The sequence below is a fragment of the Chryseobacterium echinoideorum genome (assembly GCF_007474535.1).
Taxonomy (GTDB): domain Bacteria; phylum Bacteroidota; class Bacteroidia; order Flavobacteriales; family Weeksellaceae; genus Chryseobacterium; species Chryseobacterium echinoideorum.
Map to the genome: position 1 here is coordinate 334,043 of NZ_VKNW01000002.1, position 15,071 is coordinate 349,113.

General features: G+C 31.8%; 16 protein-coding genes. 1 reads left to right on the plus strand and 15 read right to left on the minus strand.

Features of this window, described 5'->3' with window-relative positions; genetic code table 11:
• Nucleotides 1-3 precede the first annotated feature (3 nt).
• On the plus strand, nucleotides 4-732 hold the full coding sequence (locus tag FOL89_RS03855) for a glycosyltransferase (RefSeq protein ID WP_144281528.1): 729 nt from the start codon (nucleotides 4-6) through the stop codon (nucleotides 730-732).
• A gap of 20 nt (nucleotides 733-752) precedes the next feature.
• On the opposite strand, the gene FOL89_RS03860 is transcribed toward FOL89_RS03855, so the two are convergent.
• The 15 genes from FOL89_RS03860 to FOL89_RS03930 all read right to left on the minus strand — a co-directional run bounded on the left by FOL89_RS03860 (nucleotide 753) and on the right by FOL89_RS03930 (nucleotide 15,055).
• A complete protein-coding gene (locus tag FOL89_RS03860; protein WP_144281529.1) occupies nucleotides 753-1,691 on the minus strand; it encodes a glycosyltransferase family 2 protein in 939 nt (312 codons plus the stop codon).
• Between the two features lie 2 nt (nucleotides 1,692-1,693).
• Entirely contained in the window at nucleotides 1,694-2,152 is a 459-nt protein-coding gene (locus tag FOL89_RS03865) for an FkbM family methyltransferase (RefSeq protein WP_144281530.1), read from the minus strand.
• A gap of 3 nt (nucleotides 2,153-2,155) precedes the next feature.
• A complete protein-coding gene (locus FOL89_RS03870; protein WP_144281531.1) occupies nucleotides 2,156-2,506 on the minus strand; it encodes a class I SAM-dependent methyltransferase in 351 nt (116 codons plus the stop codon).
• Entirely contained in the window at nucleotides 2,503-3,591 is a 1,089-nt protein-coding gene (locus FOL89_RS03875) for a hypothetical protein (RefSeq protein WP_144281532.1), read from the minus strand. The genes FOL89_RS03870 and FOL89_RS03875 overlap by 4 nt, the downstream gene beginning before the upstream one ends.
• Nucleotides 3,588-4,538 (minus strand): glycosyltransferase family 2 protein, encoded by a 951-nt coding sequence (locus FOL89_RS03880; RefSeq protein WP_144281533.1) that lies wholly within the window; start codon nucleotides 4,536-4,538, stop codon nucleotides 3,588-3,590. The genes FOL89_RS03875 and FOL89_RS03880 overlap by 4 nt, the downstream gene beginning before the upstream one ends.
• Nucleotides 4,535-5,347 (minus strand): GT-D fold domain-containing glycosyltransferase, encoded by an 813-nt coding sequence (locus tag FOL89_RS03885; protein ID WP_185146906.1) that lies wholly within the window; start codon nucleotides 5,345-5,347, stop codon nucleotides 4,535-4,537. The genes FOL89_RS03880 and FOL89_RS03885 overlap by 4 nt, the downstream gene beginning before the upstream one ends.
• Before the next feature lie 110 nt (nucleotides 5,348-5,457).
• Nucleotides 5,458-7,242 carry an asparagine synthase (glutamine-hydrolyzing) gene (gene asnB, locus FOL89_RS03890; RefSeq protein WP_144281535.1) on the minus strand — a complete coding sequence of 595 codons (1,785 nt, stop codon included), beginning with the start codon at nucleotides 7,240-7,242 and terminating at the stop codon, nucleotides 5,458-5,460.
• Between the two features lie 24 nt (nucleotides 7,243-7,266).
• Entirely contained in the window at nucleotides 7,267-8,184 is a 918-nt protein-coding gene (locus FOL89_RS03895) for a glycosyltransferase family 2 protein (RefSeq protein WP_228444852.1), read from the minus strand.
• On the minus strand, nucleotides 8,181-9,098 hold the full coding sequence (locus FOL89_RS03900; protein ID WP_144281537.1) for a glycosyltransferase: 918 nt from the start codon (nucleotides 9,096-9,098) through the stop codon (nucleotides 8,181-8,183). The genes FOL89_RS03895 and FOL89_RS03900 overlap by 4 nt, the downstream gene beginning before the upstream one ends.
• A 14-nt stretch (nucleotides 9,099-9,112) precedes the next feature.
• Nucleotides 9,113-9,946, minus strand: coding sequence for a glycosyltransferase family 2 protein (locus tag FOL89_RS03905; protein WP_144281538.1), 834 nt, complete (start codon nucleotides 9,944-9,946; stop codon nucleotides 9,113-9,115).
• A 2-nt stretch (nucleotides 9,947-9,948) separates the two neighbouring features.
• Complete coding sequence (locus tag FOL89_RS03910; protein ID WP_144281539.1) at nucleotides 9,949-10,821, minus strand: glycosyltransferase; 873 nt, start codon at nucleotides 10,819-10,821, stop codon at nucleotides 9,949-9,951.
• Nucleotides 10,818-11,507 (minus strand): NAD-dependent epimerase/dehydratase family protein, encoded by a 690-nt coding sequence (locus FOL89_RS03915; protein ID WP_144281540.1) that lies wholly within the window; start codon nucleotides 11,505-11,507, stop codon nucleotides 10,818-10,820. The genes FOL89_RS03910 and FOL89_RS03915 overlap by 4 nt, the downstream gene beginning before the upstream one ends.
• Nucleotides 11,508-11,534: 27 nt before the next feature.
• On the minus strand, nucleotides 11,535-12,974 hold the full coding sequence (locus FOL89_RS03920) for a hypothetical protein (protein ID WP_144281541.1): 1,440 nt from the start codon (nucleotides 12,972-12,974) through the stop codon (nucleotides 11,535-11,537).
• Nucleotides 12,974-14,200, minus strand: coding sequence for an ABC transporter ATP-binding protein (locus FOL89_RS03925; protein ID WP_144281542.1), 1,227 nt, complete (start codon nucleotides 14,198-14,200; stop codon nucleotides 12,974-12,976). Before FOL89_RS03925 ends, FOL89_RS03920 begins: the two co-directional genes overlap by 1 nt.
• A 12-nt stretch (nucleotides 14,201-14,212) precedes the next feature.
• Complete coding sequence (locus tag FOL89_RS03930) at nucleotides 14,213-15,055, minus strand: ABC transporter permease (protein ID WP_228444853.1); 843 nt, start codon at nucleotides 15,053-15,055, stop codon at nucleotides 14,213-14,215.
• Between the last annotated feature and the right edge of the window lie 16 nt (nucleotides 15,056-15,071).

Here is a 15,071-nt window from a genome sequence, read left to right on the forward strand (position 1 = left end):
TGAATGATTCGAAAAAAAATTTTAGTTGCAATTCCCTGCTATAATGAAGAATTAAGACTGCCTATCAATGACTATATTTCATTTATTTCTAAAAATGAGTACACATTCTGCTTTATTAATGATGGGAGCAGTGATAGAACAATTGATGTTCTTAATGGCATAAAAATTATGTATCCAGATAAAGTATTGGTAGTAGATAATCATGCAAACTCAGGAAAGTCTAATGCCTTATATCATGGATACCAATCTGTGAAAAATTTAGACTTTACACATTTTGCTTTTTTAGATGCAGATTTGGCAACACCTTTAGATGAGCTTTCCAGACTGTCAGAATATTTGAGTGAAGATATACAATTTGTATTTGGGTCTAGAGTAAATCGAGTTGGGAGTAATATTAAAAGAAAGTTATCCAGACATCTTATAGGAAGATTTTTTGCTACAATAAATAGTTTATTGTTAGATATTCCTGTATATGATACTCAATGTGGAGCAAAGCTGTTTTCGAGACAGTTTTCAGATGTAGCATTTTCAGAAATATTTGATACGAATTGGGTTTTTGATATTGAAGTTTTCTTCAGAATACTGAATTTTAAGAAAAATACAGACATAAACATTTATGCAAGAGAGATTCCACTTGAAAAATGGACAGATATTGGTGATACAAGCATAAAACCGAAACATTATATCGGCATTTTTCTTGATCTTTTTAAAATATATAAAAAATACAGATAAAACAGAATTAGTCTGATAAACTACCATAGTTCATTTCGAAAATTAATATTATATAATCCGGAACGGATGCTTTTGTAATCACAAATTAAATATTTTGCTATCATACCCCACTTTTTTAGAAAAGACGCATTAGCAATTTCAAAACTGCGGTGCGTTCTGTTGATATGAGTTTTGTATTCTTCGGGTAATTCTTGTTCGGTTTCTGCCCACTTTTTCAGTTTTTCCCAAAGCAAAATTTTTGTAGAAGAGGGTTTGGTCTGTTTGGTTTCTACCTGTGTAATTCTATTATTTTCATGAATCCCGCGTATGGCGATTGCCTGATCATTTATTCCCGTATAAAGTTGAAGATAATAGGCTAATCTGATGGTAAACTCGGTGTCTTGGTGTAATCTCAAAGAGGTCTCAAACATTTTTTTTGTTTTGTAAATGACAGATTTTCTGATAGTTAAAGTGTCTAAGTGAATCAAGCCAAAACTTCCGCGAAGATTCATCTGTCCCGGGCAAACATCTTGTGGGTCAGCTTTTTTGTACACGGTATCCAATTTATCCATATAAATGTGATAGTATTGTTCTTTAGCCTTTGTAGTGTAATAATGTACGCCGATTGCACCATAAACACCCTCTACCTCTGGATTTTGAAAGAGTTCTTTTTCTGCATCAAATCTGTTTGGTAAATAATAATCGTCTGCATCTAAAAATGCAATAAAATCACCTGTAGATTTTTCAATTCCCAAATTTCTGCTTGCACCAGCACCATGATTTCCTTTGTCTGGGTGTTGATAAAGTTTTATTCGATCATGTTTTTCGGTTAGTTTCTTACAAACTTCCAAAGCATTATCTGGCGATTGATCCTCAACTAAAATAATTTCGTATACTTCTTTAAACTGCAAAGCAGATTCCACAGCTTGGCTGATATATTTTTCGGCATTGTAAACGGGGATAATTACGGAGATTTTCATTTTTATAAAGGTTTGGCAATCCAATTGTCTTGAGATTCAGTATTCAAATTTTCTTTTGATAGATTTTTATTAAATCTTCTACTATAAACTTGGTAATTATTATCAATAAAAAAATAAAAAAATTCAGTGGAGGAATAACTACCTTCTCTATCAATCCAATTAGGGTTATATTCTGAAAATATTACCGGTGTGTTTTTTAGAATGAAATCTTTATTTCCCATGATAGCAACAGCTTCAAATCCTTCTACATCAATTTTAATAACATCAATTTTTTTATCAATAAGAATATTGGCTAAAGTATCTGTATGCACAGTAATTTTTTCCACTTCATTTTGTGCTTCACGCTCAACAAAAGAACTTGTACCAGCGTGATTTTTTACAAAATTAAAAGATTTACTTTCTTTTTTGTCTGATACCGCAATGTTATAAGTATGAATATTTTGAAATCTATTGATTCTGATGCTTTAATTAAACTGATCATATACACTTTTTATAGGTTCAAAAGAATGTACTTCCTTGCAGTAAGGTGATAAAAGCAAAGAGTGTTGCCCTATATTACTACCAATATCTAGTAAAATCTTGCTGTTATCTAGTTCACTGTAAATATCATCTACAATTTCCTTCTCATAAATGCCGTTTTTGAAAATCATCATATCTACATGACCAAATTTTCTGTTAAGCACTATTTTTGTATTTTTTTTTCGATACTTTATGGTGAAAATAGTCTTACTATTAAGATAGGTAATGTTTCGTTTTCTTTGAATGTAGTTTATGATGCCTTCTTCAAAAAGAATGCTTTTTATTTTTTTTATCATAGCATTTGGATTTTTATTTTTTTGACACTTCTTTCACTTGCATTTAAGAAGATCTTTTTCTTGTTGATATTATTAAGTATTTTATTACTGAATCCTACAGGGTGAATATTTTCTTTATAATAATGGAGAACATTTTTTTTCATTGTGTTATAATCGGCTTCAGATAAATCAAAGATATTATTTATTATTTTATTATTTAAATCATCAATGTCATTAAAAATAAATGCATTATAACCATCCTTCAAGGCAGGATATATTGTATCGGCATAGTTTTTCTGAATAACAGGAATAGTACCGCAAGATACAGCTTCTGCAAAATTGTGACTCAACGGCGCAAAAACACCAGGACAGCACAGAAAATATCTGAATTCACTGATTAGTGGTCTTACATTCTGCATAGGAATAGGGAGATTATACTTTTCTACAAAAACGTATTTTCTTTCTTCCCTATTGTTGATGATATGCGAGAGTTCATCTTCCGATTTAACTGAGATAAAATTGGTGAAAGTACTGAAAAGCTCTATGAGACTTGCCCGGTCAATGATATTAAATGGAGCCTTATTTACATTTTTATAAGCTTCACGGTCAAAGTTTCCGAAACAAAAAAGGCTGTTGATTCGTTGGCTTTTATTTATCTCCGTATTCCAATAGCCATCATGATACATTAAAGGATGAAACGTCATCGGAACGTGATAACAATCTCCGGAAGTATTATTTTGATTAAAATAAACATCATAATAATCTTCACTAAATTGGTTGTCAGTAAGTACAATGCATTGCTTTTTTTCAGAAATGTTTTTTAGCGTTAAAAATCCTTTTTCTTTTAGCATCAGAGATAAATATACATCGCCATTTCTCAAATTTCTGTAGGTATGAAAATTCATTGGATATATAATTGTATAGCCTGCTAAGTTTAAATTTTTCAGCAAAGTATAAAAATACCTGTGATAAAGTTGAGGGTTTTTAAAGTCAATAAAAATGTACTTTTCTTTCTCTGTATGATGATTTGTAAAATATTTTGCATTGATATAATAAAATATATCAAATAGAAGAACATAAATTTGAGAAAGTCTTTTTTTTATCATTTGAGTTTTTTTAGAGCATGAAATCTATATTCAGTTTTTGCAAAAACAGGGGAGGTTAATGCAGAGTATGCAAAATATAAATATTTTTTTATCCCTTTCATATTTGCGATTTTGAAACTTAAATGTCTGAGTCTTATAACTTTAATTGCTTTTTTATTCATTTCTGGAACAGATTTACTCCAAAAATAAAGTGAAGTGTAAAGTTTAAATATATTATTATAAAACTGAGCCGAATATGGTTTTATCTTGGTAATTCTGTTATCATCGTGCACACCTCTTATAGAGACAGGCTTGTCGATGATTCCTGTTTTCAAATGGCACAAGTAAGATAATTTAAGATTAAAATCTGTATCCTGATGCACTCGCAATTCTTCATTAAAACGTAATCCGGATCTCTCTAAAGCAGATTTTCTTATCGTTAATCCTATCAGTGAAAAGAAAACGCCAAATTGTTTAGGAGATAAACGCAATAATCCTAAAAAAATATCATTACCTTCAGCATGGTAGTTAACAGTAGTCAGCGTATTGTTTTTAAATTTCCGTTCAAACTCTTGTTTTCCCTTTTCAGAAAGAAAGTCGACACCAATAGCCCCAAAAACACCTTCAATTTTTTTATCGTTAAATAATTCTCTTTCGGCATCAAAACGGTTGGGAAGATAATAATCATCTGCATCAAGAAAAGCAATAAAATCGTGTGAAGCTTTTTCAAGTCCCAGATTTCGCGTAGCTCCTGCACCGTGATTTCCTTTATCCGCATGCTGAAAAAGTTTTATTTTATCGTTATTATCAGATAATTTTTGGCATACCAAGAGAGAATGGTCGGTGGATTTATCTTCTATTAGCAAAATTTCTTTCACTTCCTCAAACTGCAACGCAGAATTGACTGCATTCTCTAAAAATTCAGCAGCATTATAAACTGGTATAATTACGGATATATTTAAACTCATTCTTTAATTTCTAAAATAATACTACTCAAATAGCTTTCTAAAAATTCAACGGAAATATCAAAAGATTTTTGTTCAGCAGCTTCGTTTACATATCTTCCAGCTATAGGCAATTTTTCTTGAGCAGATTGTAAAAACCACATATATTCAATATCAATATGACCAATATCTAATGCCCAGTAATTGTCTTTTGCTAGATCGTAGGCAAGAATTGTGGCCGTAGGTCCCAATGCAATCAGAACTATTTTGTTTTCTCCATATTTTCTGGCTGACTCCAAAATTTTATCATAATGTCTGAACGCATTTTTATCAGGACATAATATCCTTTGTATTGATTTTGAGTTGTTAAATAAATTATTACCCACTCCTAATCTAGAATAGCGACCTTCAACAAGCAAAATCTCTTGATTATGCCAGATTTCTTTTAACATTTTAATGATATTATCATTTCTTTTATTTGTTTTATCCTTGTAACCCAAATAGAAACGAGACACAAAAGAGTTTCCATATACTTTATTTCTATTTAGATAAGGATTTAATATCTTGCCATAGTGGTTGATAAATTTTTTCCACCAATATTTTGTGCTAATATTAAAATTTGTAAAAGAATGAAATTGCTCGGGAAGACAAACCAAATGGTTTTCCAAATTTGACTGTAATGTTTCCTGAAGTTTTTCACTTAATAGGTTACTGTTTTCCTGAAATTCTAAATAATGTCCCTGTGAGGCAATTAATCTAAACTCTCCGTCACCAAAACGGCTGATTGATTTTTTTCTTTGATATACTTCAGCTATTGTCTTTTCAATACTCAAAACTTTGAAGCTCTTGAAATCTGACCGAAGATGTTTTGTGGAGAATAACCAACGGTAATAATAAAAATTTCTACTTAATTTTTTTTTCCAACTCATTGTAAGTATTTTTATTAATTTTTATTTGCCCAAAGTGCCAACTGCAAAATGTTCCAGTGCTTTGCGTCTTGATTGAGAAATTTTTGGGTATTTTTAAAATCTAAGTGTTTGAAAATTTTCTGTGAGGAATCTTTTAAAAGCTCGTCAGAAAGATCTTGAAGACTCTTTTCAGCAAACCAATTTTTAACCGAAGAGCCGAAACCTTGTTTTGTCCTGTTTCTGATAGTTTCTGTCCAGTAGTTTTGCATGGTATCCCGAAGAATAATTTTATCGTGATGGGTATTAAGCTTAAGATTTTCAGGAAGCTGGATACAAAACTCAGCAAAATCAAGATCAAGAAAAGGAGTTCTTACTTCAAGAGAGTTCGCCATTGCCATCCTATCAGATTTCACCATCATATTTGAAGGGACATATTTTTCCAGATCAATTCTCATAATATCATTCAGAGAACTTTCATTTATATCAAAACTAAAGGGCTGTGAATAATCAATTTCAATCCCTAATTGTTTTCGTTCTTGAGAAGAGAAATAATTTCTTACGTGATTCTGATGAAAATCAACAATAGAATGATAACGTAAATTCTGATTTGAAATAAAGGAAAGAGGTCTGAATTTCTGATAAAATTTCAGACCAAATTTTACAATACTGTTTTGATAACTAAAGTGATTTTTGAGCTGATTTTCCCCTTGATAAAAATGATAGCCTCCGAAAAGTTCGTCACCCACATCTCCTGAAAGCACAACTTTGAGGTGTTTGGAGGCAGCTTCGCAGATTTTATATTGCGGAATATAGCTCATATCTGCAAAAGGCTCATCTAAAAATGGCGATATTGATAGCAAGTCTGTTGCTATGTCATTCTTTTTCTCATAAATTTCAATATGATTGGTTTTGTATTTTTCTGCAATTTCCCGGGCATATTTTAGCTCACTGTTGACGTCATCATAACCAAAACTTATGGTTGTCTGATGGGGCAGAAATTCATTCACCATGGCAACAACCGAAGAAGAGTCTAAACCTCCGCTTAGAAAGCTTCCTACTTCTACATCCGCAATCAATTGTTTTTTGACAGCATTTTTCAGGAGAAAAGCAAATTCTTCTTTCGCTTCGGCAAGACTTATTGTTTTGTCCTGCGAAGGTAATTTGTAATATCTTGAAATATTGATCTTGCCATTCTTCCAGATGAGTTGATGTGCAGGAGGTAAAGTAAAAATATTAGAATAAATACTCTGATAGGTATTTACATAACCATATTGCAGATAGTGCGAAAGTGCTTCCTGATTGACGTGGGGTTCAATAAGACCGCTGGCTAAAATAGATTTAATTTCTGATGCAAAAATAAATTCGTCATTTTTACCAATGGCATAATAAAAAGGTTTTTCGCCAAACCGGTCTCTTGCACAGTATAGCTGTTGTTGTTCTTCGTCCCAGATAGCAAAAGAAAACATTCCGGGTAAATCAGTAATAAGTTTTTCTTTTTTTTTCTGATACATTGCCAAAATAACCTCGGTATCAGAATTTCCACGGTAGGGATAATTATAATATTCTTTTTTTATTTTCTGATAACCGTAGATTTCACCGTTTAAAACGATACATTCTTTGCGGGTATTAGAAAACATGGGTTGCTTTCCGTTATCGGACAGATCAATAATAGAGAGCCTTCGATGTCCCAAAATAGCATTATTAAGAGTTTCGAAGTGAGCGGAATCTGGTCCCCGATGTGCTATGGCATCGGTCATTTTTACAATTTCCTGTTGGTAATTCTGAGCATTTTGAGTAATGATTCCTGCAATTCCGCACATTATTTTCTTTCTTTATGTTTTAATTTACAAATTTAAGAATGTTAACCCTACATTTTTAATTTGTGTAACAATTTCTGCTAGTTTTTTTTCTTCCTTAGTGATCTTTCTATATTTTACCTGAAGCTTTTTGTATTGAACTCTGTTTCCTGAGAACATATTTTTGATCATACTTTGTCGCAATGCCTTTTTTTCCTGAGATAAAGCATTGGGATTATTAGGATTAAGTATTTTTGTTTCAATACTACGATCCTGATATTTTGTATAATCTACTTTTCCCAAAATTTGTTTTCCATCATGTACAGCTTTAGAATGTACAGCCAGTAAAACTTTTTTTTGATGAAAATGAACTCTATTTACATATTCATTATCTTCACCGTAATGGAAAAAGTAAGGATTGAACCCGCCCACTGTTTCTATGGTAGATTTGGGAATAAACCAATGCGCTGCATTGATGAAACTCATTTCGTAGAAAGGCTCTGTTTTTTGGAAATAAAGATCAGAAATAAGCCTTGTTTTTTCAAAATTAGAAGCAATGTATTTATCCAGAAATATGTCAAGTTTTTTTTCGGTACCATCTATGTGTACAGGACTCAGGATACCGATTTGTTTCTTATCCGGATGATTTATATATACCTCCAGAAGTTTTTGAATGGTGTCTTCGTATAGCCATGCATCCTGATTCATCAGATAGAAAAAGTCTGCATTATTTTTATAAGCTTCTTCAATTCCGATATTGTTGGCTTTTCCAAACCCGAGGTTTTGTTGAGACTGTATCAAATTTACCTCCGGAAAACGCGTTTTTATGAAATCCTGAGTTCCGTCTGTTGAGCCATTGTCTATCACGATACAGTCTATCGGTACCGAAGATTGTCTCAAACTGCTGAAGCATCTTTCTGCCCATTTTATGGCATTGTAGGTGACGATGATTATATAAATTTTCACGATAAGAATTTAAAAATTTTATATCTGTATTTTAAATTGAGTCTCTCAATAAATCTTTTAGAAACAGGAGTTTGGGATAAATATTCCTGATATTTCTTTATACAGATTGTTTTATAATCTTCAATAAGATCAGTATTTAATGATAGTTTTTCAACAATACTTTTTATATATTCTGCTTTTCTAAAAACTGAATATAATTTTTGGCGGGTCTGCCTATCTTCATCACTTTTTTTTGAAAATCTTTTAAATCCTATCTTTTGATCTTTATGAATTCTGTATTTGCTGAGAACCTGATGGTTTATTTTGAAAGTTCCGTTATTTAAAGCTAAAAGCAAAAGTTCATAATCATGGATAATCTGAGGATTAATTTTTTTTAGAGGAAGATGCTTTTCAAGAAAAGTTTTTTTAACAGACATGCTCATGCCAGGAAAAACATTGCCTTCAAAAAGCAGTTTTTGCAACAAATCCTTATTGGTCATGTATTTCTCCGGATTAAAACCTTCCAGTTCCCAATAAGTTATCTTTTTACTCACAGCTTCACCAAAAAGCAAAACATTATGGCATATTATATCAGTCTCAGTTTTATCTAGGTAATCTTTGATTATTTTTTCAATTTTGTCTTCCATCCAAATGTCATCCTGATCACATAAAAATATTATGTCTTTTGTGCAAAGTGATAAAGCCTTCTCAAAATTTTTCACATATCCAAGATTTTCAGAATTGTGGTATATCTTAATCAAATCAGGATATTGAAGAACATACTGAGCTAAAATATCTCTTGTTGTATCTGTAGAGCAATCATCGCAGATGATAATTTCATTTGCGGAAAGGGTTTGACTGAGAATGCTTTCTATCTGCTCTTTAAGGTGCTTTTCGCCATTATAAGTACAGAGTGCTACGGATACAGAGGTCATTTAGAAGTAATTTATTAAGGAGTAATTCTATGAATATAATCAAGTATTCTGCTTATTGTCTTGTATTTTTTGCTGTTTAAGATTTTATGATAATATATATTTTGGCTTTCTAGTTTTGCCATTTGATTGATCACTGTAAAATAATCGCCGTAAAACTTATCATAAAGGTTTTTATGTTTATTGAAAATATAAAATTTTGTTTCATCACTTTTCTCTTTGTTGTCTGTTACCGACTGATTTCTGGAAACTTCTTTTATTCTGTAAAAAAAATGGACATCAGGAAGCTTAAGTACCTTTATATTATTTTGGGAGAGATAACTTATCCAAAATTCCCAATCTTCAAGACCATGAACCAAGTTCTTATCATACCGAATACTGCCTAAAACTTCTTTATTGAATAGGGCAGAGCAGAATATAATATTGTGGCGTAAAAGTTCTTTGAAAGAATATTCCGGAAGGTAGAGCGGGGTGTTTTTCATTCCAAAATGCATCCCTGAACAATAAATAAGCCCATATCCTTCCTCGGTTTTTTTTATAGCCTCGGAAAGATAGTCTTTTCCAATTTTGTCATCACCGTCTAAAGGAAGAAGCCAGCTGCCATTGGATTTTTCAATTCCTAAATTTCTTGCAGAGCAGACTCCTCCGTTTTGTGTTTTATAATAAAAAAATCTAGGATCTTTTTTCAGCCATTTATCGACAACTTCATCTGTATTATCAAGTGAGCCATCATTGATGATAAGACATTCCCAGTGAGAATAGGTTTGATCTAACACAGACTGAATACATTCATCAAGATATTCTGCCTGATTATAGCAGGGTACAATAATACTTACCAGAGTTTCAGCCATTATTATAAGTCTTTATAATTTTTAAATAAACCCAAAAACGCACCCATCTTCATCCACTTCGATTTTTTTACCTTGGTGATTTTACTCTTAAGATAAGCTATCTCCTGAGTCCTTTTTTCTTCATATTTTTTTCGGGTAAATATTTCCAAAAAGATATTTTCAGGATTTATACCCAATCGGTTACATCTATCCTGAATCACTATCCAATGCCAGTAAAATGCTTTTTCAGCGTTAAGATTCGTAGAAATTCCTCCTTCGTGTATTCTGTATAAATAGAGTTCTTTCTCAATATGTTTTACTGGCGCTATATCGTACAGTTTAAGATACAGATCCTGATCTACTGCCCGCATCAGGTTTTTATTGATTCCCGATGTTTTGCTATACAATTCTTTTTTAAAAGAAGCAAAATGAGAGATTGATCCTTCAAAGTTATAGAAATCTGTTTTGCCATTGACTACCTGATGGGTTTTATTTGCAGAAATCGTATTCAGTTTTTCATCACAAAACAAAAAATTTGAGTAGATGACTGAACACTTTGGATTATTATTATGTTCATTTACCATGATTTCTATAGCATTGGAAGTAATCGCATCATCAGGATCCAAAAAACCGCAAATTTCTCCTTGTGCTAACATTACGCAGCGATTTTTTGTGTATCCACACCCTTTATTTTTCTCGTTAGTCCAAAGTTTAAAGCGGGAATCTTTTTCAATCATCTTTTCGATCGTTTTTACAGAATTATCTGTAGAGCAATCATCTATAATGATAACTTCAAAATTCTGGTAGCTTTGGGATAATAAACTATCAAAGCAATCCTGGAAATGCTTGCCATTGTTGTAATTGGCAACTAATATTGAAAATAAAGGCAGGCTCATATCTGTGTTTTGTAATAATCATTGATGATTTTTCTCAGGTAGCTTTTTTTATCTGTAAGTTTATATTTTGTAAAATAATCTTTGGCGTAAGGAATATCTATTTCGTAAGCATTTCCAATAGGAAGTAAGTTCAGGGTAAGATTTGCTTTATATAAAAGTTCAAGTTCTTCTAAAATCTCAATTGTAGAAAAATTTTCTAAATAAGCCAGGTTGATAATTCCGTTGAATTTTTTCTGTTCAATAAGCTGTAAAACTATATTTTTTACATCTTCAGCATTAATAAGGTTTCTTTTTGCCTTAGTATGCACGGTAATTTGTGAGTCATTTTGTACGCTTCTTGTAAGATAGTTCATCAATAGATTAGGATTGCCGCCATTTCCTACCACATTACTTACTCTCAAAACAAGGTGTGAAGTCTGATGATTGCTTACTAAATGTTCCATATTGAGTTTATGAAGCACGTATGGGCTTTCAGATTTTGAAGAATCGTAGATGCTGCAGGTCGAAAAATAAAGAATTTTTTTATCCGGATTCTCATCCATTATTTTTTTCAGCAATTGCTCTTCTCTCTTAAATTCGGATAAACGTGTTTCTAAAGAATTGGAAACACCCGATGCAAAGAAAACAGTGTCACTGCGATCTTCTTCTTTGAATAAACTGGCAATAAGTCCGTTTCCTATGATCATTTTATATAAGCATCAATTTTTTGAAAATTATGTATTGATTTGATTTTCAATCTTACGGAATTTTTCTTCAAAATTTGTATCATTATAATCAATATAGTAGGCAAATTTATCTTTAAAAATTTCAGGAAAACTATGTAATCCGATTTCATTGATAAAGATAGTTTTCTTTTTAAACATATATGCTTCTAGAGCACACCCTGAGAAGTGAGTAACACTAAAACTGCAATTTTTGATAAGCTGAGGTAAAGAAATTCTATTAGCATCATCAAAATTAACCTTATGTAAAATATTATTTTTTTCTATAATAGTAATGATTTCTTGTATTTCTTCATCTTTTTGTCGTGGATGAAATCTAATATACCATTTTTTTTCTGAACTTCTTATAGTCTCTATAAGAGTTGGAAATATTAATTGAGTAACAGATAAAGGAATTGGTTGCATGCAGTATAGCACATAATCTTCGGATATGTTTTTGATTCCTATATCAAATGAATGCCAAGGATTTCCATTTATTTCAACTTTATATAATGGATTTGATTTTGACCATTTCGTAATAACATCTGCAGAGTTTTTATCCCAACACCAATAATTTCTGGGGAGCATATCAAAGCCTGAAGCAGGAGTTTTAGTCCAGTTTGCATAAGCTAAATGAAGGTCGGTTTGAGGACCATGCTGCATTTCTATTGTTTTGATATTAAGTTTATTGGCTGCTGCGCTTATTGCGAATCCTGGGAAACCATAATACCATAAAATAAAAACTTTCTTAGGTTGTACTTTTTTCAGGAGGTAGGTTGCAGTCTGAAATGCTTGATGAAAAATTAAAGCTTGACGGGAAATTGCTTCTTTTGTTAAAGAGTCTGATGAAAGATTTGGGTTGCTGGTAGTGATATATTCCCATAGACTTTCATATCCTTCCAAAAAAACATCTATTTTATTTTTATCAAAAATAAGATACAAATATCTTTTATAGAGTGAGTTAACTTTTATGAAATCTATAATTGTATTTTGATTGGAAAAGTTTTTAAGAATTTCTCCGTATTCCCAAAAAAGAAAACTTTTTTCTGTTTTGTCTGCAATCAATGGATCAAAAAATTTATTGTAATAAATTCCATTAATTTCAGATCTGTACATTTTTTCACTTACAAAAACTGTTTCTCTTTTTCTTAAATTTTTTGTAGCTTTTTTTAATTTTAAATAGATTTGTGACTTTTCGTAAGTGTGTTTTAATTGCCTTTTAATTCTAAAAGTTAAATTATATTTGATTTTTTTTTGTTTTGTAGAAAATGATTTGTTAGGTACTGAAATAATTAAATCATTATTTTCAATGCTCTTGATAAGAGCAAAATAAAGTTCAATTCTTATCAATGGCCATAAATGGATATCATTTACTTTCCATTGTAGAATGTCAAATTTTTTTTCAATATCAACAATAAAATTCTTAATATCTGTACGGTTTTTAATCTCCATCAGTTTAATACTTTACCGTTATGAGACACTGATCCCTTTAAATAGATTGCAGCATATACATTTTCTTGTAAGCCTTTAACTTTGAAAGAAGTATAATTTCTATATAAAGCAAGATGTCTATATTGATTTTTATTAAATTTCTCATGAGTTGCAATGGCATATGTAATCTGATACTCACCATCAATCAGCAGAAGCTCAGGAAATGTAATTTCGATCTCGTTATGATCTTCAGCGTTAAAATTTGGAGCAAATTTGTTAGTAAAGAAATTGGCTACAATCTTTAAATCTTTATCGGTAATTTGAATTATTATATAGAAATCCTCAACTTTTTTATCTAATATATTTACATTGAATTTTAATTTAAAATCTTCCCCATAAATTGTAGATTTTAGATTGTCTGACTGAGGCTCTCCATTGATAGAAATATTCTCAATATTTGCAGCATCATTAAATTCAATCTTTGATCTTTCGCTTGAAAACTGGTCAAAATACATTTCAATTCCATGATGTACATCCTCTCCATAGTAAAGACTTTTTCCGTGTTCCATATAAATTACTTTATTGCAAACCCTTGCAACACTCGGCATAGCATGCGAAACAAAAAGCACCGCACAGGATTTCATCAGCTCCATCATTTTATTGAACGATTTGATCTTAAATCCTGCATCGCCAACTGCCAAAACCTCATCAAGAATCAAAATATCAGGCTCCAAATGCGCTGCTACAGAAAATCCCAGTTTTACTTTCATCCCCGAACTATAATATTGTACGGGAGTATCTATAAATTCTTCCAGCTCAGAGAAAGCAATAATCTCATCCAGCTTCTTTTTTGTTTCTTTTTCGGAAATTCCTAAGACCGCTGCATTATTAAAAATATTTTCCCGACCTGTAAGAATAGGGTTAAAACCAGCTCCTAATTCAATCAATGCATTCACACGACCGTGCATTTCTATTCTTCCCTTATCGGGAGAAAGAAGTCCGTTGATGACCTTCAGAAGCGTACTTTTTCCGGCGCCATTATGCCCTAAAAGACCAAGACATTCGCCTCTTTTTACTTCAAAACTGATATCATTTACTGCCCAAAATTCTTTTGGACGCAGTTGGTTTTCGCTGTGATTGCCGAAAAGGTTTTTTCCTAAATCCTGAACACCGTACCAAAGTCCGGTTTTCAGATCTTTACAGAATTTTTTAGATACATGATCTGCTTTTACTAATACTTCAGACATACTTCAGAAAAATTACATACGTTCAACAATGATGGGAATAGAGATACGGAACAAAATCCACCCGATTAGAATAATGACAAGTGTACAGAAAGCAATCGCCAGAAGATAGGGAATGTTTTCAAAATTGCCGCCTGTAAGAAGGTTTCTTGTACTGTTGATAATAGGAGTAAGCGGATTGAGACTAAGAAAAGATTCTAAAGACTTGAATTTGGTTGTTTTATACACTACCGGAGTCAGATACATGGCGAAAGAAAGTACCATAGGTATAATCCTTGATATATCTTTATAAAGCATTCCTAATGGGGTGATGAGAAGACCAATCCCCATTCCGAAGCCCATCAATAAAAGAATGCAGGGAATTGCCAGTACAATCTGAAATCCCGGAGAAATTCTGAAGAATACAAAAAGCAATGCTATAATACCTAATTTGATAAGTGTATTGAATATCAGCTTGTAAATTCCGGACAAAATGATGGCTTCTTTTTCAAAATTTACTTTTGTTAAAAGATCTCTGGATCCTGTAGTTCTAAGCAATGGCATATTCACACTTTCTGTAAATATGGCCCACAACAAAGTTCCTATGAGGACAAAAACCGGGTAGGGAAGTCCTGTATCATCAATTTTTACCGCTCCTGATGCACTTAGAAAAATCCACACCAAGGTGTTAGATAACGGTGTAAATACAGACCAAAGAAGACCAAAAATAGATTGACGGTATTCTGCATTACGGTCTCTGATAAACAGTCGTTTTGCAAGCGTGTGGGAATTGGCGAGGTCTCGGAACATTTGGGTTAAAAGAGAACCAAATGTCTGCTTTTTAGCGCCTGCCTCATAAATTTTTATCTGTTCGTTCATGTTTTTCAAGAATACA